Annotated in this window: 20 protein-coding genes; 12 read left to right on the forward strand and 8 right to left on the reverse strand. The window is 67.0% G+C overall.

Annotated features, from left to right (window positions below; all coding sequences use genetic code 11):
• Positions 1-91: 91 nt before the first annotated feature.
• From BN973_RS26875 to BN973_RS26885, 3 genes are read left to right on the forward strand one after another with little or no spacing between them, the layout of a single operon-like run.
• Positions 92-1,255 carry a steroid 3-ketoacyl-CoA thiolase gene (locus tag BN973_RS26875; protein ID WP_036471761.1) on the forward strand — a complete coding sequence of 388 codons (1,164 nt, stop codon included), beginning with the start codon at positions 92-94 and terminating at the stop codon, positions 1,253-1,255.
• Positions 1,256-1,259: 4 nt separating this feature from the next.
• Positions 1,260-1,646 carry a hypothetical protein gene (locus BN973_RS26880; protein WP_036471762.1) on the forward strand — a complete coding sequence of 129 codons (387 nt, stop codon included), beginning with the start codon at positions 1,260-1,262 and terminating at the stop codon, positions 1,644-1,646.
• 6 nt (positions 1,647-1,652) lie between these two features.
• A complete protein-coding gene (locus BN973_RS26885; protein WP_036471763.1) occupies positions 1,653-2,099 on the forward strand; it encodes a nitroreductase family deazaflavin-dependent oxidoreductase in 447 nt (148 codons plus the stop codon).
• Between the two features lie 80 nt (positions 2,100-2,179).
• On the opposite strand, the gene BN973_RS26890 is transcribed toward BN973_RS26885, so the two are convergent.
• Both BN973_RS26890 and BN973_RS26895 read right to left on the reverse strand, forming a co-directional pair.
• The gene (locus BN973_RS26890; RefSeq protein ID WP_036471764.1) at positions 2,180-3,085 is read right to left on the reverse strand and encodes an SDR family oxidoreductase; all 906 of its coding nucleotides are present in this window, start codon (positions 3,083-3,085) and stop codon (positions 2,180-2,182) included.
• A gap of 15 nt (positions 3,086-3,100) precedes the next feature.
• The gene (locus BN973_RS26895; protein WP_036473146.1) at positions 3,101-3,859 is read right to left on the reverse strand and encodes an SDR family oxidoreductase; all 759 of its coding nucleotides are present in this window, start codon (positions 3,857-3,859) and stop codon (positions 3,101-3,103) included.
• A gap of 89 nt (positions 3,860-3,948) precedes the next feature.
• Between BN973_RS26895 and echA20 the strand changes: the two genes are divergently transcribed.
• The 4 genes from echA20 to ipdC are packed head-to-tail and all read left to right on the forward strand — an operon-like array spanning position 3,949 to position 7,410.
• Positions 3,949-4,707, forward strand: coding sequence for a (7aS)-7a-methyl-1,5-dioxo-2,3,5,6,7,7a-hexahydro-1H-indene-carboxyl-CoA hydrolase (echA20, locus tag BN973_RS26900; protein WP_036471765.1), 759 nt, complete (start codon positions 3,949-3,951; stop codon positions 4,705-4,707).
• Positions 4,704-5,588, forward strand: coding sequence for a cholesterol ring-cleaving hydrolase subunit IpdA (gene ipdA, locus BN973_RS26905; RefSeq protein WP_036471766.1), 885 nt, complete (start codon positions 4,704-4,706; stop codon positions 5,586-5,588). The genes echA20 and ipdA overlap by 4 nt, the downstream gene beginning before the upstream one ends.
• On the forward strand, positions 5,585-6,343 hold the full coding sequence (gene ipdB, locus BN973_RS26910) for a cholesterol ring-cleaving hydrolase subunit IpdB (protein WP_169718192.1): 759 nt from the start codon (positions 5,585-5,587) through the stop codon (positions 6,341-6,343). Before ipdA ends, ipdB begins: the two co-directional genes overlap by 4 nt.
• Positions 6,340-7,410 carry a (3aS,4S,5R,7aS)-5-hydroxy-7a-methyl-1-oxo-octahydro-1H-indene-4-carboxyl-CoA dehydrogenase gene (gene ipdC / locus BN973_RS26915; RefSeq protein ID WP_036471767.1) on the forward strand — a complete coding sequence of 357 codons (1,071 nt, stop codon included), beginning with the start codon at positions 6,340-6,342 and terminating at the stop codon, positions 7,408-7,410. Before ipdB ends, ipdC begins: the two co-directional genes overlap by 4 nt.
• A 133-nt stretch (positions 7,411-7,543) precedes the next feature.
• Here the strand turns inward: ipdC and fadA6 are convergent, their stop codons facing one another.
• Genes fadA6 through ipdE1 form a run of 4 tightly spaced genes read right to left on the reverse strand, consistent with a single transcriptional unit; the run spans position 7,544 to position 11,294 of the window.
• Entirely contained in the window at positions 7,544-8,704 is a 1,161-nt protein-coding gene (fadA6, locus tag BN973_RS26920) for a steroid 3-ketoacyl-CoA thiolase FadA6 (protein WP_036471768.1), read from the reverse strand.
• A complete protein-coding gene (kstR2, locus tag BN973_RS26925; RefSeq protein ID WP_036471769.1) occupies positions 8,701-9,309 on the reverse strand; it encodes a TetR family transcriptional regulator KstR2 in 609 nt (202 codons plus the stop codon). Before kstR2 ends, fadA6 begins: the two co-directional genes overlap by 4 nt.
• Before the next feature lie 42 nt (positions 9,310-9,351).
• Positions 9,352-10,140 (reverse strand): (5R,7aS)-5-hydroxy-7a-methyl-1-oxo-2,3,5,6,7,7a-hexahydro-1H-indene-carboxyl-CoA reductase, encoded by a 789-nt coding sequence (ipdF, locus tag BN973_RS26930; protein ID WP_036471770.1) that lies wholly within the window; start codon positions 10,138-10,140, stop codon positions 9,352-9,354.
• Positions 10,137-11,294 carry an acyl-CoA dehydrogenase IpdE1 gene (ipdE1, locus tag BN973_RS26935; RefSeq protein WP_036471771.1) on the reverse strand — a complete coding sequence of 386 codons (1,158 nt, stop codon included), beginning with the start codon at positions 11,292-11,294 and terminating at the stop codon, positions 10,137-10,139. The genes ipdF and ipdE1 overlap by 4 nt, the downstream gene beginning before the upstream one ends.
• A 48-nt stretch (positions 11,295-11,342) precedes the next feature.
• Here ipdE1 and fadD3 point away from each other — a divergent pair, with 48 nt between their 5' ends.
• The 5 genes from fadD3 to BN973_RS26960 are packed head-to-tail and all read left to right on the forward strand — an operon-like array spanning position 11,343 to position 17,103.
• On the forward strand, positions 11,343-12,893 hold the full coding sequence (fadD3, locus tag BN973_RS26940) for a 3-((3aS,4S,7aS)-7a-methyl-1,5-dioxo-octahydro-1H-inden-4-yl)propanoate--CoA ligase FadD3 (RefSeq protein ID WP_036471772.1): 1,551 nt from the start codon (positions 11,343-11,345) through the stop codon (positions 12,891-12,893).
• A 13-nt stretch (positions 12,894-12,906) separates the two neighbouring features.
• On the forward strand, positions 12,907-14,052 hold the full coding sequence (locus tag BN973_RS26945) for an acyl-CoA dehydrogenase family protein (RefSeq protein WP_036471773.1): 1,146 nt from the start codon (positions 12,907-12,909) through the stop codon (positions 14,050-14,052).
• Positions 14,049-15,002 (forward strand): acyl-CoA dehydrogenase family protein, encoded by a 954-nt coding sequence (locus BN973_RS26950; protein ID WP_036471774.1) that lies wholly within the window; start codon positions 14,049-14,051, stop codon positions 15,000-15,002. The genes BN973_RS26945 and BN973_RS26950 overlap by 4 nt, the downstream gene beginning before the upstream one ends.
• Complete coding sequence (gene ipdE2 / locus BN973_RS26955) at positions 14,999-15,949, forward strand: acyl-CoA dehydrogenase IpdE2 (RefSeq protein ID WP_036473151.1); 951 nt, start codon at positions 14,999-15,001, stop codon at positions 15,947-15,949. The genes BN973_RS26950 and ipdE2 overlap by 4 nt, the downstream gene beginning before the upstream one ends.
• Positions 15,946-17,103, forward strand: a complete 1,158-nt coding sequence (locus BN973_RS26960) for a pyridoxal phosphate-dependent aminotransferase (RefSeq protein WP_036471775.1) — start codon at positions 15,946-15,948, stop codon at positions 17,101-17,103. The genes ipdE2 and BN973_RS26960 overlap by 4 nt, the downstream gene beginning before the upstream one ends.
• A 78-nt stretch (positions 17,104-17,181) precedes the next feature.
• Here the strand turns inward: BN973_RS26960 and BN973_RS26965 are convergent, their stop codons facing one another.
• Together BN973_RS26965 and BN973_RS26970 are read right to left on the reverse strand one after the other, a co-directional pair.
• Positions 17,182-19,059: a fatty acyl-AMP ligase gene (locus BN973_RS26965; RefSeq protein ID WP_084163557.1), complete on the reverse strand. Its 1,878-nt coding sequence runs from the start codon at positions 19,057-19,059 to the stop codon at positions 17,182-17,184.
• 204 nt (positions 19,060-19,263) lie between these two features.
• Positions 19,264-20,094 carry an arylamine N-acetyltransferase family protein gene (locus BN973_RS26970; protein ID WP_036471777.1) on the reverse strand — a complete coding sequence of 277 codons (831 nt, stop codon included), beginning with the start codon at positions 20,092-20,094 and terminating at the stop codon, positions 19,264-19,266.
• Positions 20,095-20,221 lie beyond the last annotated feature (127 nt).

Below are 20,221 nucleotides of genomic sequence, written 5' to 3' on the forward strand. Positions count from 1 at the left end.
TAGTGCCAGTAAAACACGACCTCTGCGCAGATAAAAGGCAGGTCACCATCCTCGCTTGTCAGACTAATGAAACGTGTTCTAGCCTGACGGAATGGGTAACCCTGTCATCGTTGAAGCCACGCGTAGCCCCATCGGTAAGCGGAACGGATGGCTGTCCGGTCTGCACGCCACCGAGTTACTGGGGGCCACGCAAAAGGCTCTTGTGGAGAAGGCCGGTATTGACGCCGGCGATGTCGAGCAGATCATCGGCGGCTGCGTCACGCAGTTCGGCGAGCAGTCCAACAACATCACCCGCGTCAGCTGGCTGGTCGCCGGCCTGCCCGAGCACGTCGGTGCGGCGACCGTGGATTGCCAGTGCGGCAGCAGCCAGCAGGCCAACGGTCTGATCGCGGGCCTGATCGCCGCCGGTGCCATCGACATCGGCATCGCGTGCGGCATCGAGGCCATGAGCCGCGTCGGGCTGGGCGCCAACGCCGGCCCCGATCGGGGGATCCTGCGACCCGCGTCGTGGGACATCGACCTGCCCGATCAGTTCACCGCCGCCGAGCGCATCGCCAAGCGCCGCGGCATCTCCCGCGAGGAGATCGACCAGTTCGGCTTCGACTCGCAGCGCAAGGCGCAGCGGGCCTGGGCCGAGGGCCGGTTCGACCGCGAGATCAGCGGCATCGAGGCGCCGGTGCTCGACGAGAACAAGCAGCCGACCAGCGACCGTCACGTCGTGACCAAGGACCAGGGCCTGCGCGAGACCACGCTGGAGGGCCTGGCCTCGCTGAAGCCGGTGCTCGAGGGCGGCATCCACACCGCCGGCACCTCGTCGCAGATCTCCGACGGCGCGGCGGCCGTGCTGTGGATGGACGAGGACAAGGCCAAGGCGCTGGGCCTGAAGCCCCGGGCGCGCATCGTCAGCCAAGCGCTGGTCGGCGCCGAGCCGTACTACCACCTGGACGGCCCCGTGCAGTCGACCGCCAAGGTGCTGGAGAAGGCCGGCATGAAGATGGGCGACATCGACATCACCGAGATCAACGAGGCCTTTGCGTCGGTCGTGCTGTCCTGGGCGCGCGTGCACAACCCCGACATGGACAAGGTCAACGTCAACGGCGGGGCGATCGCGTTGGGCCACCCGGTGGGCAGCACCGGCAGCCGGCTGATCACCACCGCGCTGCACGAACTGGAGCGCACCGATCAGACCACCGCGCTGATCACGATGTGCGCCGGCGGCGCGCTGTCCACCGGCACCATCATCGAGCGCATCTAACGCATTGATCGTCTCCGAGCAGAACCGCATCGCCGCGGCGCGGGCATACATCGATGCGCTTGTCAGCCATACCGGCGATGCGGTTCCGTTCGCGCCCGGATGCACCCGCATCGAGCAGGGGTTCAAGAACGGCTTCTCCGGAAACCACCTGCGGCGCAGCCTCAATCGCGGACCGCAGTACCGGCTCCTCGCCGAGACGACGCCGCCGGACTTTTCCATCACCGGCGACGAGGTGCGTGCCCGCTACGAGGTGCTGACCAAGGCGGCGTTCGGCGGCCGCCGGGTGGGCGCACGGGTGGACGAGACGTTCGTCATCCCCGCCGAAAGTCCAAGCGGGCAAGCCGAAATCCACCACATCAAGGTTCGGTTTCACCCCTTCATTCAGCGCTAGGAAAACATGGAAAAGCCAAAATCTCTCAATTCGCCGGTGGTCGGCTTCTTTATCAAGTGGATGTCGAAGGGCAACGCGTGGATCTACAAGCGCAGCAACGGAAAGCTCGGCGGCGTGTTCCAGAAGAGCCCGGTCGCGCTGCTGACGACGACGGGCCGCAAAACCGGTGAGCCGCGCGTGAGTCCGCTGCTCTACCTGCGCGACGGCAACCGCGTCATACTGGTCGCCTCCCAGGGCGGCCGCGACAAGCACCCGATGTGGTACCTGAACCTCAAGGCCAATCCCAAAGTGACCGTGCAGATCAAGGACGAGGTGCTGGCGCTGCGGGCGCGTGACGCAACCGCCGAGGAGAAAAACACGTATTGGCCCAAGCTGGTGGCGATGTATCCGAACTTCGACGACTACCAATCCTGGACCGACCGGGTGATCCCGGTCGTCATCTGCGACCCTTAAGCCGCGCTTTCGCCGAACGTGCTCTGGTGGCGATGAATCGGCGAAAATCCCGCCACCAGAGCACGTTCGGCGTCAGCCGATTAAGACCCGTACACCGGGACCGGCGGCCGCGACTTGGCCAGCAGTTCGGCGACGACGGGACCCAGCTCGGCGGGATCCCACCGCGCACCCTTATCGATCTGCGGGCCGTGCGCCCAGCCCTCGGCGACGCGGATCTTGCCGCCTTCGACCTCGAACACCTTGCCGGTGACATCGCGGGATTCGACGCTGCCCAGCCAAACCACCAGGGGCGACACGTTTTCCGGTGCCATCGCGTCGAAAGCCTGGTCCTGCGTCGCCATCATCTCGGCGAACACCGTCTCGGTCATCCGGGTCCGGGCGGACGGCGCGATCGCGTTGACCGTGACCCCGTAGCGGCCCATCTCGGCGGCGGCGACCAGCGTCATCGCCGCGATGCCGGCCTTGGCGGCGCTGTAGTTACCCTGCCCGACGCTGCCCTGCAGGCCCGCACCCGAGCTGGTGTTAATGATCCGCGCATCAACGGTTTTGCCCTCTTTGGACAGCCCGCGCCAATACGACGCGGCGTGGCGCATCGTGGCGAAATGACCCTTGAGGTGCACGGCGATGACGGCGTCGAACTCTTCCTCGCTGGTGTTGGCCATCATCCGGTCGCGCACGATGCCGGCATTGTTGACCAGGACGTCCAGTCCGCCAAACGTGTCGACCGCGGTCTGAATCAGCGCGGCCGCTTGGTCCCAGTCCGAGATGTCGGATCCGTCGGCGACGGCTTCGCCACCGGCAGCAGTGATCTCGTCGACCACGGTCTGCGCGGCACTGCCGCCGCTTGCCGGTGATCCGTCCAGCCCCACGCCGATGTCATTGACTACCACGCGCGCGCCTTCGGCCGCGAAGGCCAGCGCATGCGCGCGGCCGATCCCGCCGCCCGCTCCGGTGACAATGACGACACGGCCGTCGACCACGCCCATATTTCCCTCTCTCCTCTACTTGATCGCGCTGGCGTTCGTTGTGGCCAGATAGTGCGGCGGCTCGCCACCGCCGTGCACCTCCAGCGAGGCACCGCTGATGTAGGACGCCGCCTCGGACGCCAAAAAGGCTGCGGCCCAACCGACGTCCTCGGGCTTGGCCATCCGGCCCAATGGCACATTCTTGGAGATCGCCGCGATCGACTCGGCATCGCCGTAGAACAGGTCGGCCTGTTCGGTCTCGACCATGCCGACCACGCAGGCGTTCACCCGGACCTTGGGCCCCCATTCCACCGCCAGCGTCTGCGTGAGACTTTCCAGACCGGCCTTGGCCGCGCCGTACGCACCGGTGCCCGGCGATGGCCGCCGACCACTCAGGCTGCAGATGTTGACGATGGCGCCGCCGCCCGACTGGGCCTGCATCTTCTCGTTGGCAAACTGCGAAACAAGCAGTGCACCAATGAGATTGAGCTCGATGATCTTGCGGTTGAATTTGGGGCTGGACTGCGCGGTCAGCACGTAGGGCGATCCACCGGCGTTGTTGACCACAACGTCGAGCTGTCCGTGCTGCTGCACGATGGTATCGATCAACGCCTGGACCGCTTCCTCGTCGCGGATGTCGCACGGATGAAACTCGTACGGCAGGCCCTCGACGGCACGGCGGGCGCAAGTGATCACGGTCGCACCCTGCTCGGCGAATACCGCGCTGATTCCGGCGCCCACTCCGCGAACGCCACCCGTGACCAGGACCACGCGGCCGGCCAATCCCAAATTGATGGCGGATGCTTCGGCGCGAGTCACTGTGCTAGCGTACCAAGCAAGTGCTTGCTTAGGTAGTCGGCCTCAATTTCACGAGGAAGTGCCAATTGACCATTACATCCACCAGCACCGAACCGGGCATAGTCGCGGTCACCGTTAACTACCCGCCCGTCAACGCCATCCCATCGCGAGGCTGGTTCGAGCTCGGCGACGCGATCACGGCCGCCGGCGCTGACCCCGAGACCCACGCCGTGATCCTGCGCGCCGAGGGACGCGGATTCAACGCCGGCGTCGACATCAAGGAGATGCAGCGCACCGAGGGCTTCACCGCGCTGATCGACGCCAACCGCGGCTGCTTCCACGCATTCCGCGCCGTGTACGAATGCGCCGTTCCGGTGATTGCCGCGGTGAACGGATTCTGCGTGGGCGGTGGCATCGGCCTGGTCGGCAACGCCGATGTCATCGTGGCCTCCGACGACGCCACCTTCGGACTGCCCGAGGTGGAGCGCGGCGCGCTGGGTGCGGCCACCCACCTGTCCCGGCTGGTGCCGCAGCACATGATGCGGCGGCTGTTCTTCACCGCGGCCACCGTCGACGCCGCCACCCTGCACCACTTCGGCTCGGTGCACGAGGTGGTCTCGCGCGACGAACTCGACGAGGCCGCCCTGCGCGTGGCCCGCGACATCGCCGCCAAGGACACCCGCGTGATCCGCGCGGCCAAAGAGGCGCTGAACCTGATCGACGTGCAACGGGTCAACTCGAGTTATCGGATGGAACAAGGCTTTACCTTCGAGCTCAACCTCGCCGGGGTGTCCGACGAACACCGCGACGCGTTCGCCGGTACGACGAAGGGTGAGAAGTCTTGAGCGACAAACGAACCACTCTCGACGAGGCTGTCGCGCAGCTGCGCAGCGGCATGACCATCGGCATTGGCGGCTGGGGATCGCGGCGCAAGCCGATGGCGTTCGTGCGCGCCCTGCTGCGCACCGACGTCAAGGACCTGACCATTGTCACCTACGGCGGACCCGATCTGGGCCTGCTGTGCTCGGCAGGCAAGGTGAAGCGGGTCTACTACGGCTTCGTCTCGCTGGACTCGCCGCCGTTCTACGACCCGTGGTTCGCCAAGGCCCGCACCACCGGTTCGATCGAGGCCCGGGAGATGGACGAGGGCATGCTGCGCTGTGGCCTACAGGCCGCGGCACAACGCCTGCCGTTCCTGCCGATTCGCGCCGGGCTGGGCAGCTCGGTGCTGGACTTCTGGGAGGGCGAGCTGCAGACCGTGACCAGCCCGTACCCCGCGCCCGGCGGCGGCCACGAGAGGCTGATCGCGATGCCGGCGCTGCGACTGGACGCCGCGTTCGCGCACCTCAATCTCGGTGACAACCAAGGCAATGCGGCCTACACCGGCATCGACCCGTACTTCGACGACCTGTTCTTGATGGCCGCCGAAAAGCGCTTCGTGTCGGTGGAGCGGATCGTGTCGACCCAAGAGTTGGTCAAGGCGGTGCCGCCGCAGGCACTGCTGGTGAACCGAATGATGGTCGACGCGGTCGTGGAAGCGCCGAACGGTGCCCACTTCACCACTGCCGCACCCGATTACGGCCGCGACGAGAAGTTTCAGCGCCACTACGCCGAAGCCGCCTCAACCGAGGAGGGCTGGCGGCAGTTCGTCGCGACCTACCTGTCCGGCGGGGAAGCCGAATACCAGGCGGCCGTGGCCAAGTTCGCACAGGAGGCTTCGAAATGACCTCGGCAGTGAGCAGCACCAGGGCCGAGATCTGCGCGATTGCCTGCGCCGAATTGTTCAGGGATGCAGGCGAAATCATGGTCAGCCCAATGACGAACATGGCGTCGGTCGGAGCGCGGTTGGCACGGTTGACGTTCTCCCCCGACATCCTGCTGACCGACGGCGAGGCGCAGCTGCTCGCGGATACCCCAGCCCTGGGCAAGACCGGGCCGGTCGAGGGCTGGATGCCGTTCGGCCGCGTGTTCGAGACGCTGGCCTGGGGCCGGCGCCATGTGGTGATGGGCGCGAATCAGGTTGACCGCTACGGCAATCAGAACCTGTCGGCGTTCGGGCCACTGCAGCATCCGACCCGACAGATGTTCGGCGTCCGCGGTGCGCCGGGCAACGCGATCAACCACGCGACCAGCTATTGGGTCGGCAACCACTCCAAGCGGGTGTTCTGCGAGAAGGTCGACATCGTCTGCGGAATCGGCTGGGACAACGTGGACGCCGCCAACCCGGCATTCCGTTTCGCCAACACGTATCGGGTGGTGTCGAATCTCGGCGTGTTCGACTTCGGCGGCCCGGATCGCACCATGCGGGCCGTCAGCCTGCACCCCGGAGTTTCGGCCGACGAGGTGCGAGAGAATACGTCGTTCGAGATCCACGGGCTGGACGGCGCCGCGGAGACCCGGCTGCCGACCGACGACGAACTGCGCCTGATCCGCGAAACGATCGACCCGAAGTCGTTGCGCGACCGCGAGATACGATCATGAGATTGCGTACGCCGCTGACCGAGCTGGTCGGCGTGGAGCACCCGGTGGTGCAAACCGGGATGGGCTGGGTGGCCGGAGCGCGGCTGGTGTCGGCCACCGCCAATGCCGGCGGCCTGGGCATCCTGGCGTCGGCCACGATGACGCTGGACGAACTGGCGACGGCCATCGGCAAGGTCAAGGCCGCCACCGACAAGCCCTTCGGCGTGAACATGCGCGCCGATGCCGCGGACGCGGGCGACCGGGTCGAGTTGATGATCCGCGAGGGCGTGAAGGTGGCGTCGTTCGCGCTGGCGCCCAAGCAGGAGCTGATCGCCCGGCTCAAAGAGGCCGGCGCGGTGGTTATCCCGTCGATCGGCGCGGCCAAGCACGCGCGCAAGGTCGCAAGCTGGGGCGCGGACGCGATGATCGTGCAGGGCGGCGAGGGCGGTGGGCACACCGGGCCCGTCGCCACCACACTGCTGTTGCCGTCGGTGCTGGACGCCGTGAAAGACAGCGGGATCCCGGTCATCGCGGCGGGCGGATTCTTCGACGGACGCGGTTTGGCGGCGGCGCTGTCGTACGGCGCGGCCGGTGTGGCGATGGGCACCCGCTTTCTGCTGACGTCGGATTCCACGGTGCCCGACGCGGTGAAACGCCGCTACCTCGAATCGGCGCTGGACGGGACGGTGGTCACAACGCGCGTCGACGGCATGCCGCATCGGGTGCTGCGCACCGGGCTGGTCGAGAAGCTGGAAAACGGTTCGCCGATAAGGGGTTTGACGGCAGCGGTACGCAACGCCGCGAAGTTCAAGCACATGTCCGGCATGACCTGGAAGTCGATGATCTCCGACGGACTGGCGATGCGCCACGGCAAGGAAATGACCATGGCGCAGGTGGTGATGGCGGCCAACACCCCGATGTTGTTGAAGGCCGGGCTCGTCGAGGGCAACACCGACGCCGGCGTGCTGGCGTCCGGACAGGTCGCCGGCATTCTCGAAGACCTGCCGTCGTGCGCCGAGCTGATCGAGTCGATCGTGCGTGACGCGATCGACCACCTTCGTGCGGCCTCCGCGCTGATCGAGGACTGACGCAACGGCACCGAGTGTTGCGCTCCGGCTTTGACCGTCACGCCACGGCGTGGTCCGTCGGCGTGTCACCGCCCGGGACGCACACCCAAAGCCGCGGTGCAACACTCGAGTGAGCGTTGCACCGCACCATCGGCTACAAGCGCTCGATGATCGTGACGTTGGCTGTGCCGCCGCCCTCGCACATCGTCTGCAGCCCGTAGCGACCGCCGATGCGTTCGAGCTCGTTGAGCATGGTGGTGAACAGCTTTGCGCCGGTCGCACCCAGCGGATGCCCCAGGGCGATCGCGCCGCCGTTCGGGTTGACCTTCTCCGGGTCGGCCTTGACCTCCTTGAGCCACGCCATCACCACCGGCGCGAAGGCCTCGTTGATTTCGACGGTGTCGATGTCGCCGATCGACAGCCCGGTCTTCTCCAGCGCGTACCGGGTAGCGGGAATGGGTCCGGTCAGCATGAACACCGGGTCGGCCGCGCGGGCGCTGACGTGGTGGATGCGGGCGCGCGGCTTCAGCCTGTGGTCCTTGACCGCCTGCTCGGAAGCCAGCAGCACCGCACTCGCGCCGTCGGAGATCTGGCTGGCCATCGCCGCGGTCAGCCGGCCGCCGTCGACCAGCGTCTTGAGTCCGGCCATCTTCTCCAGCGACGACTCGCGCGGGCCCTCGTCGACCCGGAACGGGCCGGATTCGGTTTCCACGGTGATGATTTCGTTGTCGAAGTGGCCGCTGCGAATCGCCGCGAATGCGCGCTCGTGGCTGGTCAGCGAGTACTGCTCCATCTCCTCCCGCGAGATGTTCCACTTCTCGGCGATAAGCTCGGCGCCGCGGAACTGGGAGATCTCCTGATCGCCGTAACGGTGCAGCCACTGCTTGGACTCGTTGGTCGGCGAGGTGAACCCGAACTGCTCGCCGACCGTCATCGCCGACGAGATCGGGATCCAGCTCATGTTCTGCATGCCGCCGGCCACGATCAGATCGGCCGTGCCTGCCATGATCGCCTGCGCGCCAAAGGAAACCGCTTGCTGGCTGGAGCCACACTGCCGGTCCACCGTGACCCCGGGGACCTCTTCGGGATAGCCGGCGGCCAGCCACGACAGCCGGGCGATGTTGCCCGCCTGCCCGCCGATCGCGTCGACGCAGCCGGCGATCACGTCGTCGACGGCGGCGGGGTCGACGTCGACCCGGTCGAGCAGACCACGCCACGCGTGCGCACCCAGGTCGACGGGATGGATTCCGGCCAGTGCGCCGTTGCGCTTGCCGACCGCGGTACGCACAGCGTCGATGACGTACGCCTCAGTCATTGTGTCGCTCCTTCTCTGGTGATCCCGCCAAGCACGATGGCGAGATATTGCTGGCCCACCTGCTCCGCAGTGAGCGGTCCGCCGGGTCGATACCAGCGCACCGACACCCAGGTGGTGTCACGGATAAATCGGTAGATGAGGTCGACGTCCAGGTCGGCCCGGAAGCAGCCCTCGTCGACGCCCTGATTCAGCAACTCGATCCACATCTTGCGCTGCTGGCGATTCATGTCCTCGATGTAGGAGAAGCGGGGCTGCGCGAGCAGCCGCTGGGCTTCGTCCTGGTAGATCACGACCTGCGCGTGCCGGTGCTCGATCGCCTCGAACGAGGCCATGAACAGCCCCTTGAGCCGCTCCAGTGGGTTGGTTTCGCTGTCGACGATCTCTCGGTAGCGGGCGAACAGCCAGTCCAGGAAGCTGCGCAGCAACTCGTCGACCATCTCCTCTTTGGAGGAGAAATGGTGGTACAGGCTGCCGGACAAGATGCCGGCGCCGTCGGCGATGTCGCGCACGGTCGTGGCACGCAGACCCCGCTCGGCGAACATGGTGGCGGCGAGCTCCAGGAGCTCGTCTCGCCGGCTGTTCGCCTGGCCGGTCACTCGATCCACCCGGTCAGGATATCAACCAAGCGCTTGCTTGGCCAGTTGGCATCACGGGTGCTGGCTGGACACCGAGATGACCTCGCCGGTGAGGTAGCTCGAGTAATCGCTGGCCAAGAACGCGATGGTGGCCGCGACCTCCCACGGCTCGGCGGCGCGCCCGAACGCCTCTCCGGCCGAGAGCCGGTCGAGCAGATCGGACGACGAGGTCTTCTCCAGAAACTTGTGCCGCGCGATGCTCGGCGACACCGCGTTGATCCGCACGTCGTACTCGGCGGCTTCGATTGCGCTGCAACGGGTTAACGCCATCACGCCCGCCTTGGCGGCCGCGTAGTGCGACTGCGAGTGCTGCGCCCGCCAGCCCAGCACGCTGGCGTTGTTGACGATCACCCCGCCGTGCGGCGCGTCGCGGAAGTACCGCAGCGCCGCACGGGTGGCGCGAAACACCGAGGTCAGGGTCACGTCCAGGACGCGGTCCCACTCGTCGTCGGTCATGTCGACCACCGGCGTCTGCCCGCCCAGCCCGGCGTTGTTGACCAATACGTCGATGCGCCCCAGCCGCGCGGTGGCCGAGTCGATCAGGGCATCCACCTGGGCGGTCGACGTCACGTCACACACCACGTGCTCGACGCGCCCCTGGCCCAGCGCAGACAGTTCCTCGGCCGTCTCCCCCAGTCGTCGCTCGTGGTGGTCGGAGATCACCACATCGGCACCCTCGGCCAGGGCCCGGCGCGCGGTCGCCGAGCCGATGCCGGTGCCCGCGGCGGCGGTCACGACGACCACCTTGCCGGTCAAGAGCCCATGTCCGGCAATCTCTTTCGGCACTTCGGCCAAACTCATCCCTTAACCTCCCGGGGTAAGCCGAGTACCCGCTCGGCGATGATGTTGCGCTGGATCTCGTTGGATCCGCCGTAGATGGTGTCGGCGCGGCTGAACAGGAACAGCCGCTGCCACTCGTCGAATTCGCCGCCGGCCAGCGTCAGGCCGGGCTTGCCGATGACGTCCATCGCCAGCTCGCCCAGATCGCGATGCCAGTTGGCCCACAACAACTTCGACACATTGTCCTGACCCGGCTGCTCGACGTCCATCGTGGCCAGCGCGTAGCTGCGCATGGCCCGCAGGCCGGTCCAGGCCCGGGTCAGCCGTTCCCGGATGAACGGGTCGTCGGCGGCGCCGTTGCGCTGTGCGACCTCGACCAGATTGGAAAGCTCACGGGCGTAACGGATCTGCTGCCCCAATGTCGAGACACCACGCTCGAAGGTCAGCGTTCCCATCGCGACCCGCCAGCCGTCACCCGGCTCGCCTACTACCAGGTGAGCCTCGGTGCGGGCGTCGTCGAAGAAGACCTCGTTGAATTCCGAGTCGCCGGTCAGCTGGACGATCGGGCGGATCACCACCCCGGGCTGCTCCAGCGGCACCAGCAGATACGACAGCCCGGAATGTCGCTTGGAGCCCTTCTCGGTGCGGGCAACCACAAAGCACCACTGCGCCCAGTGCGCCAGCGACGTCCACACCTTCTGGCCGTTGATCACCCACTCCCCACCTCCTGAGCCATCGAGTTCGGCGGTGGTCGCCACGTTGGCCAGGTCGCTGCCGGCGCCCGGTTCCGAATAGCCCTGACACCACAGCTCGGTGACGTCGAGGATGCGGGGTAAGAAGCGCTGCTGCTGCTCGGGTGTGCCGAACGCGATCAGCGTCGGGCCGAGCAGTTCCTCGCCGAAGTGGTTGACCTTGTCCGGTGCGTCGGCCTTGGCGTACTCCTCGTAGAACGCCACCCGGTGCGCGGTCGACAGCCCCCGGCCGCCGTGCTCGACCGGCCACCCCAGGCAGGTCAGTCCCGCCGCGGCGAGATGCTGATTCCATGCCCGGCGCTCTTCGAATGCCTCGTGTTCGCGCCCGGGACCGCCGAGACCCTTGAGCGCTGCGAATTCGCCGACCAGATTGTCGGCGAGCCAACCGCGGACCTCCGCCCGGAACTCCTCGACGTCCTGCATGCCCTGTAGGCTAACCTACCAAGCACTTGCTTTGTTAGGAGTATCCCGATGACTGGCGATCCGCGCACCGTGCCCGCGGCGTTGGATCGTTTCGTCGACCAATTCCCCGACCAGGCCGCGCTGATCACCGACGACCGGTCCTTCACCGCCAGCGAACTGCGCGCCGAGGTACACCGCGCGGCCGCGGCCCTGATCGCGCTCGGCGTGCAGCACGGCGACCGGGTGGCCGTGTGGTCGCCCAACACCTGGCACTGGGTGATCGCCTGTCTGGCGATTCACCACGCCGGCGCCGCGATGGTCCCGCTGAACACCCGGTACACGGCCTCGGAGGCCAGCGACATCCTGGCGCGTACCGGTGCGCCGGTGCTGTTCGGGATGGGTCGATTCCTCGGCAACGATCGCGTTGCCGACCTGGACCGCGCCGCGCTGCCCGCGCTGCGGCACGTCGTCCGGATACCGATCGACGCGAACGACGGCACCTGGGACGAATTCATCGAGCGCGGCACCGACACCGATGCGGTGATCGCCCGTGCGGCCGCCGTCAAGCCCGACGACCTCAGCGACATCCTGTTCACGTCCGGAACCACCGGCCGCAGCAAAGGCGTGCTGTGCGCGCACCGGCAATCGCTGTCGGCCTCGGCGTCGTGGGCCGCCAACGGCAAGATCACCAGCGCCGACCGCTACCTGTGCATCAACCCGTTCTTCCATAACTTCGGCTACAAGGCCGGCATCCTGGCCTGCCTGCAAACCGGCGCGACGCTGATCCCGCACCTGACCTTCGATCCGCTGCGCGCGCTGCAGGCGATCGAGCAGCACCGCATCACCGTATTGCCCGGGCCGCCAACGATTTACCAGACCCTGCTCGATCACCCGGCGCGCGGCGACTACGACCTGAGCTCGCTGCGGTTCGCCGTCACCGGCGCGGCCACCGTTCCGGTCGTGCTGGTGGAACGCATGCAGTCCGAGCTCGACATCGACATCGTGCTGACCGCCTACGGCCTGACCGAGGCCAACGGCATGGGCACCAGCTGCCGCGCCGACGACGACGCGGTGACCGTCGCGACGACCTGCGGACGCCCGTTCGCCGACTTCGAATTGCGCATCGACGGGGCGACTCCCGGATCAGAATCCGGCTCGGATGAAGGGGAGGTGCTGTTGCGCGGGCCGAATGTGATGCTGGGCTACCTCGACGACCCGGAGGCCACCGCGGCGGCCATCGACGCCGACGGGTGGCTGCACACCGGCGACATCGGCGTGCTCGACGCGAACGGCAATCTGCGCATCACCGACCGGCTCAAGGACATGTACATCTGCGGCGGATTCAACGTCTACCCCGCCGAGATCGAACAGGTGCTGGCCCGCCTGGAAGGGGTGGCCGACGCCGCGGTGATCGGGGTGCCCGACGAGCGCCTGGGCGAGGTGGGCCGCGCGTTCCTGGTGACCCGGCCCGGTGCGAACCTCGACGAAGAGTCGGTGATCGCTTATACCCGAGAACATTTGGCGAACTTCAAGGCACCACGGTCGGTGCGGTTCGTCGACGCGTTGCCGCGCAATGCCGGCGGCAAGGTGGTCAAACCACAACTGCGAGAATGGACCTGAAATTGGACTCGAAATGGACTTAGCACTAGACGACGAAACACTGGCGTTCGCGGCCGAAGTGCGGGATTTCCTGGCGGCCAACGCCGAGTGGATCCCGACGGAGTCATATGACAACGCCGAAGGCTTTGCCCAGCACCGCCGTTGGGACAAGGTGCTATTCGACGCCGGTCTGTCGGTGATCAATTGGCCGAAGAAATACGGCGGGCGCGACGCGTCGCTGCTGCACTGGGTGGTCTACGAGGAGGAGTATTTCCGCGCCGGAGCCCCGGGCCGGGCCAGCGCCAACGGCATCTCGATGCTGGCTCCCACGCTGTTCGCGCATGGCACCGACGAGCAGCTTGATCGCATATTGCCCAAAATGGCCAGCGGCGAGCAGATCTGGGCACAAGCCTGGTCGGAGCCCGAGTCCGGCAGCGACCTGGCGTCGTTGCGGTCGACGGCCACGAAGACCGACGGCGGCTGGCTGCTGAACGGCCAGAAGATCTGGAGCTCGCGGGCGCCGTTCGCGGAGATGGGTTTCGGGTTGTTCCGCTCCGACCCCTCCGCGGAGCGGCACAACGGGTTGACGTATTTCATGTTCGACCTGAAGGCCAAGGGCGTCACGGTGCGGCCCATCGTGCAGCTGGGCGGCGACACGGGTTTCGGCGAGATCTTCCTCGACGACGTCTTCGTGCCCGACCAGGACGTCATCGGCAACCCGAACGACGGCTGGCGCGCGGCGATGAGCACGTCGAGCAACGAGCGCGGAATGTCACTGCGCAGCCCGGCCCGTTTCGTGGCGGCGGCGCAGCGGCTGGTGCAGCTGTGGAAGGACTACGGCTCCCCCACCGAATTCGCCGAGCACGTCGCCGACGCCTGGATCAAGGCGCAGGCCTACCGACTGCAGACCTTCGGCACGGTGACCCGACTGGCCGCGGGCGGCGAGCTGGGCGCCGAGTCGTCGGTGACCAAGGTGTTCTGGTCCGACCTCGACGTGGCGATCCACCAGACTGCACTCGACATTCTGGGAGCCGACGGGGAGCTTGCCGGGCCGTGGACCGATGGCTTGCTGTTCGCGCTGGGCGGCCCGATCTACGCCGGTACCAACGAGATTCAGCGCAACATCATCTCCGAGCGGCTGCTCGGCCTGCCGCGCGAATCCTCCGGAGGCAAGAAGTGAAATTTGCGCTCGACGACCAGCAGCGCGACTTCGCCGCGAGCATCGACGCGGCCCTGGGTGCGGCCGACCTGCCCGGGGCGGTGCGCGCCTGGTCCGACGGCGACGTCGCGCCCGGCCGCAAGGTATGGGGGCAGCTGGCGAACCTCGGTGTCACCGCGCTGATCGTGCCGGAGAAGTACGACGGGCTCGACGCCCACCCGGTGGACCTGGTGGTCGCGCTCGAACGCCTCGGGCGGTGGTGTGTGCCCGGCCCGGTCGCCGAATCCATCGCCGTGGCACCGATTTTGCTTGCCGACGACGAGCGAGGCGCCGAGTTGTCTTCCGGTGAACTGATCGTCACGGTCGCGCTGCCGCCGCACGCCCCGCGCGCGGTGGACGCCGAAGCCGCCGGACTGGTGTTGCTGGCCGCCGACGAGGGTGTCAGCGAGGCCGCCGCGGGTGAGTGCCACCGGTCCGTCGACCCCAGCCGCCGCCTGTATGACGTGACGGCCAGCGGGGCGACCTGGCAGGCAGACATCCAGCGCGCCTGCGAATTCGGCGCACTGGCCACCGCCGCGCAGCTGGTCGGCGCCGCCGAGGCGCTGCTGAACGACACGGTCGAATACGCCAAGCAGCGCAGCCAGTTCGGCCGGGTGATCGGCTCGTATCAGGCGATCAAGCACAAGCTGGCCGACGTGCACATCGCAATCGAACTGGCGCGCCCGCTGGTGTACGGCGCCGCGCTGGCGCTGGCCGATGACACGATCACGGCCGCGCGCGACGTGAGCGCGGCGAAGGCGGCGGCCTCCGACGCCGGTCTGCTGGCCGCTCGCTCGGCATTGCAGACCCACGGCGCAATCGGGTTCACTCAGGAACACGACCTGTCGCTATGGCTGCTGCGAGTGCAAGCCCTGCGGTCGGCGTGGGGCACGCCGGCGGTGCACCGGCGCCGGGTGTTGGAGGCATTGTGACTGAAGAGCGGGAGTTACTGGCCGAAACCGTCGCGGCGCTGGTCACCAAACACGCCAACCCCGCGGCGGTGCGCGCCGCGATCGAATCCGAACGCGGCTACGACGAATCCCTATGGCAGCTGCTGTGCGAACAGGTCGGCGCCGCTGCGCTGGTGATCCCCGAGGAGCTGGGCGGGGCTGGCGGTGAATTGGCCGATGCCGCAACGGTTTTACGGGAACTTGGCCGCACATTGGTGCCTTCGCCACTGCTGGGCACCACGCTGGCCGAACTCGCACTGCTGGCCGCGCCCGAGCCGGACGCCGAAACGTTGGAAGCCCTGGCGGCGGGCGAAGCTATCGGAGCGCTGGTGCTCGATGCCGACTACGTGGTCAACGGCGACATCGCGGACGTCGTCGTCGCCGCGGCCGACGGTGAGTTGAGCAGGTGGACGCGATTCAGCGCACAGCCCGTGGCCACGATGGACCCCACCCGGCGGCTGGCCCGCGTCCGGCCCGAAGACACCGCCGCGCTGGGCCCCGACCCCGGCCTGGCCGACACCGCGGCCATCCTGCTGGCGGCCGAACAGATCGGGGCGGCCGAACGCTGCCTGGAGCTGACCGTCGAATACGCCAAGAGCCGAGTGCAGTTCGGCCGGCCGATCGGCAGCTTCCAGGCACTCAAGCATCGGATGGCCGATCTGTATGTCGCGATCGCCGCGGCCAAGGCCGTGGTGAACGACGCATGCAATGACCCCACGCCCACCAACGCCGCGGCGGCTCGGCTGGCCGCCACCGAGGCGCTGTGTACTGTGACGAGCGAGGGCATCCAGCTGCACGGAGGCATCGCGATCACCTGGGAACACGACATGCACTTGTACTTCAAGCGCGCACACGGCAGCGCCCAATTGCTCGACCCGCCGCGAGAGGTGTTGCGCCGACTGGAATCCGAGGTGCTCGAGACGTCGTGAACGGCTCCGTCGCACTGCGCGCCGGCATCCCGCCATTCCACGTGATGGATGTCTGGCTGGCGGCCGCGGAGCGCCAGCGCAGTCATGGCGATCTGGTCAACCTCTCGGCAGGACAGCCCAGCGTGGGCGCTCCCGAGCCGATCCGGGCAGCGGCGGCGTCGGCCGTGCAGGCAAACCAGCTGGGCTACACAGTGGCGTTGGGCATTCCCGAGCTACGTGAAGCGATCGCGGCGAATTACCAACGCCTGCATGGAATCTCAGTCGAATCCGACGCGGTGGTGGTCACCACCGGTTCGTCGGGCGGATTCCTGCTCGCCTTTCTGGCCTGCTTTGACGTCGGGGACCGGGTGGCGGTGGCCAGCCCCGGCTACCCGTGCTATCGAAACATCCTGTCGGCGTTGGGATGTGAGGTGGTGGAGATCGCGTGCGGGCCGGAGACCCGATTCCAGCCCACCGCGCAGATGCTCGCCGAACTCGACCTGCGCGGCGTCATCGTAGCCAGCCCGGCCAATCCCACCGGCACCGTCATACCGCCCGAAGAACTGGCGGCGATCGCGTCCTGGTGTGACGCCTCCGGTGTACGGCTGATCAGCGACGAGGTCTACCACGGGCTGGTCTACGACGGCGCTCCGCAAACCAGTAGCGCCTGGCAGACGTCACGAAATGCGCTGGTGGTCAACAGCTTTTCCAAGTATTACGCTATGACGGGCTGGCGGCTGGGCTGGTTGCTGGTGCCGCCCGAGCTGCGCCGCACGGTGGATTGCCTCACCGGCAACTTCACCATCTGCCCGCCGGTGCTGTCGCAGATCGCCGCGGTGGCCGCGTTCACTCCTAAGGCAACCGCCGAAGCCGAAGGCAATGTGAGCCACTACAACCTCAACCGCTCGCTGCTGCTGGACGGGCTGCGCGCAATAGGCATCGACCGGCTGGCGCCGACCGACGGGGCGTTCTACGTCTACGCCGACGTCTCGGACTTCACCGACGACTCGCTGGGTTTCTGTTCGAAGTTGTTGGCCGACACCGGCGTTGCGATCGCTCCCGGGGTCGACTTCGACACCACACGAGGCAACAGGTTCGTCCGACTCTCGTTCGCCGGGCCGACGAGCGACATCGAAGAAGCCCTGCGCCGCATCGGGCCGTGGCTGTCGCTGTGAAGCCTCGTCGAGATCGACGTCAGCGTGACATCTACTCGAACTTTTCCGCGGTAGCGTCGACCTCGACGAATATGTCGCTCAGCGGTTGAACTTGCCCGCGAGGTACTCGGCCCGCGCGGCATTGCGGGCGAGCTTGCCGCTGGTGGTGCGGGGAATGGTGCCCGCGGCGACGAGTCGCACATCGGCGACGCGGACCTGGTGGTTACGCGAAATGGCCGCCCGCACGATGTCGGCGACCGAACCCAGATCGGTCCGGCCGGCGCCGGCGGCCCGCTCGGCCACGACGACCAGCTGCTCGCCGGAGCCACCGTCGGAAGATCCGAGCACGTCGGCGGGGACGGAGAAGGCGGCGACATAGCCGGTACGGATGGCGGGCGAAGAGTCGCTGACCGTCGTCTCGATGTCGAACGGATAGTGGTTGCGGCCGTCGATGATGATCAAGTCCTTGATCCGGCCGGTCAGGTACAGCTCGCCGTCCAGGTAGACGCCGAGATCGCCGGTCGCCAACCAGCATCCATTGTCGGCGGCACCCGCGGCGTGGCTGCCGCGCGCGAGCCGGGACTGCAGCTTGTTGCCGAACACGCGTCGGGTCTCGTCCTCGCGTCCGAAGTAGCCGCGGCCGATGTTGACGCCGTGCAACCAGATTTCGCCCACGGTGCCGTCCGGCACCTCGGCACCGTCGGGGTCGGCGATCACCGCCCACTGATCTGGGATCGGCTGCCCGCACGAAACCTGGGCGACGGCGTTGGGATCCTCGGGCGAGACGATCACCGCGTGGCCGGCGCCGAGCTGTTCGCGGTCGAGGTAGACGACGCTGGCCGCGGCCTCCTGGGAGATGCTGGCCACCGACAAGGTCGCTTCCGCCATCCCGTAGGACGGCTTGACCGCGTTCGCCGGCAGGCCGTAGGGAGCAAACGCTCTGGTGAACTTCTCGATCGCTGTCATCGTGACGGGCTCGGAGCCGTTCAGAATGCAGACGACGTTGCTGAGATCGAGAGTTTCACCCGCGGGCGGCAGGCCGCGTTCGGACGTCAGTTCGAAGGCGAAGTTCGGCGCCGCCGCGAAGGTGCGGCCGTAGGTCGACTCGATGCCCAATTGCTTGATCCAGCGGTACGGCCGGCGCAGAAACGCCATCGGATCCATGATCGTGACATGCGCGCCGAAGAAGGCCGTGAACATGATCATCATCAGCCCCATGTCGTGAAACAGGGGCAGCCAGCTCACCGTCCGCACATCCACGTCCAGGCCACCGCTCATGACCATCTGCATCGCGTTGGTGTAGACGGACCGATGGGTGATCTCCACCCCGGCCGGTGAGCGCGTCGAGCCCGACGTGTATTGCAGGTAAGCGATGTCGTCGGTGTTCAGGTTCGCCCCGGCGAACATCGACCCGAGGGTGTCCGGCAACGCGTCCACCGCGATCATCCGTGGGCGCTCCTTGGGCGCCAGCGTCCGGATGAACGTGCGCACAGACTCCGAAACAGCGGTCGTTGTCAACACCGCAGCGGGCCGGGCATCGGCCAGCACCGCGGCCAGCCGCTCGGCGTGCCCGGACATGGTCGGCGCGAACAGCGGCACCGCGATATTGCCTGCATAGACACTGCCGAAGAAAGCCGCTACATAGTCGAGGCCCTGCGGCGCGAGAATCGCCACCCGGTCCCCCGGTTTGGTGACCTGCTGCAGGCGGGCGCCGATCGAGCACACCCGGGCCCACAACTCGTTCCAGCTGAGCACCACGGGCCGCCCGTCTGGTTCCTGCGAGTAGTCAAGGAAGCGGTACGCAGGACGGTCCCCGTGCTCGGCCCGGTTCTTGTCGAAGTACGACGTCAGCGTCAGGCCCTCGGGTACGACGATTGCGAGCTCGTGGGAAGCGAAAGGGTCCGCATCGCCCGAACTGGGCACAACATCGTCCAAACAAAGATCCCGACTCACGGTAGGACAGATTAATAGCCGCATGTGCTAATCGCCGCACCGGTTCGCTATGGCGGAGATCACGATCAGGCCGCTATCGGCGCATTGTCACTGCTCGCGGCCGGGTGATACCGCCAGGACTGCGCGGTCTCATTTGCCGGACGACCATTTCGAGCACCCGCTTTTCGGTCGCCGGGACCGCCGGTGAAAAGGTTCCTTGCAAACCGCGCGCGCCGGAGATTTGGCCGCTCAATTGCCGCAGATATTAGCGATGCGCGCCTCGAGCCGGCCGCGCTCGCCGACGTCGTCGATATTGATTCCGAACCGATCGCTCAGGGTGTCGACCACCGCGGCCGCGTCGTCGAGAACGATCTTTTCGGTCCCGCCGGCGCGGTGGATGGCAAGGTTGCGCCCGGACAGGTTGATCCGGGCGTCGTCGCTCACCAGGGCCACCATCAGGCCGGTCACGAAGTGCGAGGCGGGGTTTGTCGAGACGTACCAGCTGCCCATCCGCAGATCGATCTGCGGTCGGCTATGGGTGGTGAATTCGTAGAGCGAATGCCACTCATCGCGGACCTGGGCCTGCAGCACCAGGCCGTCGCCGCGGTCCTCGAGCCGGTAGGGCTCATGCGTGGTCTGCTGGGCGTTGCCGATCTCGAAGCGAATCGGAGACGTCAGGGTCTGTCCGCCGAAGCCGACGTCGACCAGATAGGAGCCCTGCGAACCGGGGAACGTGACCGCCAGCGCGGTGTGGGTCTGTGCCGGCACCGGTGCGTCGGGCGGCAGCATCCAGATCACCCGGCCGGTCAATCGGCGCACCCGAAAGCCGAGTTCGGCCAGTACGTAACCCATCAGGCCGTTGTGCTCGTAGCAGTAGCCGCCGCGGCGCCGGTGGACCAACTTGTCGATCAGGGCGGCCGGCCCCAGGTCGTCGACCGGCACACCCATCATCGGATCGAGATTCTCGAACGGGATGGTCTGGGTGTGCGCGGTCATCAGAGCTTGCAGCACATCGAGGGTCGGCTCGACGGAGCCGCGATAATTGATGCGGTCGAAGTACGCGCTCAGGTCCAGTGTCATGGCTCCATTCTGACCGAGGGTTAACCAACAGGAAACCCAAGGTGACAGAAGGAGTTTGGATCAAATTCATGGCTCGTCCAGAGCGTTCCGCCAACTGCGCGCGCAGGGTGGGAGTTTAGTTACGCTT

The sequence above is a fragment of the Mycobacterium triplex genome (assembly GCF_000689255.1).
In the GTDB taxonomy this organism is placed as follows: Bacteria; Actinomycetota; Actinomycetes; order Mycobacteriales; family Mycobacteriaceae; genus Mycobacterium; species Mycobacterium triplex.

What these genes read in the sequence shown, in the direction of transcription:
- BN973_RS26885 (WP_036471763.1), top strand. Translation starts at nt 1,653, where the DNA reads ATGGAAAAGCCAAAATCTCTCAATTCGCCGGTGGTCGGCTTCTTTATC.
- ipdE1 (WP_036471771.1), bottom strand. Translation starts at nt 11,294, where the DNA reads ATGCAGGACGTCGAGGAGTTCCGGGCGGAGGTCCGCGGTTGGCTCGCC.
- BN973_RS26875 (WP_036471761.1), top strand. Translation starts at nt 92, where the DNA reads ATGGGTAACCCTGTCATCGTTGAAGCCACGCGTAGCCCCATCGGTAAG.
- BN973_RS26965 (WP_084163557.1), bottom strand. Translation starts at nt 19,059, where the DNA reads ATGCGGCTATTAATCTGTCCTACCGTGAGTCGGGATCTTTGTTTGGAC.
- ipdC (WP_036471767.1), top strand. Translation starts at nt 6,340, where the DNA reads ATGAGATTGCGTACGCCGCTGACCGAGCTGGTCGGCGTGGAGCACCCG.
- BN973_RS26890 (WP_036471764.1), bottom strand. Translation starts at nt 3,085, where the DNA reads ATGGGCGTGGTCGACGGCCGTGTCGTCATTGTCACCGGAGCGGGCGGC.
- ipdF (WP_036471770.1), bottom strand. Translation starts at nt 10,140, where the DNA reads ATGAGTTTGGCCGAAGTGCCGAAAGAGATTGCCGGACATGGGCTCTTG.
- BN973_RS26945 (WP_036471773.1), top strand. Translation starts at nt 12,907, where the DNA reads ATGGACTTAGCACTAGACGACGAAACACTGGCGTTCGCGGCCGAAGTG.
- fadD3 (WP_036471772.1), top strand. Translation starts at nt 11,343, where the DNA reads ATGACTGGCGATCCGCGCACCGTGCCCGCGGCGTTGGATCGTTTCGTC.
- ipdB (WP_169718192.1), top strand. Translation starts at nt 5,585, where the DNA reads ATGACCTCGGCAGTGAGCAGCACCAGGGCCGAGATCTGCGCGATTGCC.
- fadA6 (WP_036471768.1), bottom strand. Translation starts at nt 8,704, where the DNA reads ATGACTGAGGCGTACGTCATCGACGCTGTGCGTACCGCGGTCGGCAAG.
- BN973_RS26970 (WP_036471777.1), bottom strand. Translation starts at nt 20,094, where the DNA reads ATGACACTGGACCTGAGCGCGTACTTCGACCGCATCAATTATCGCGGC.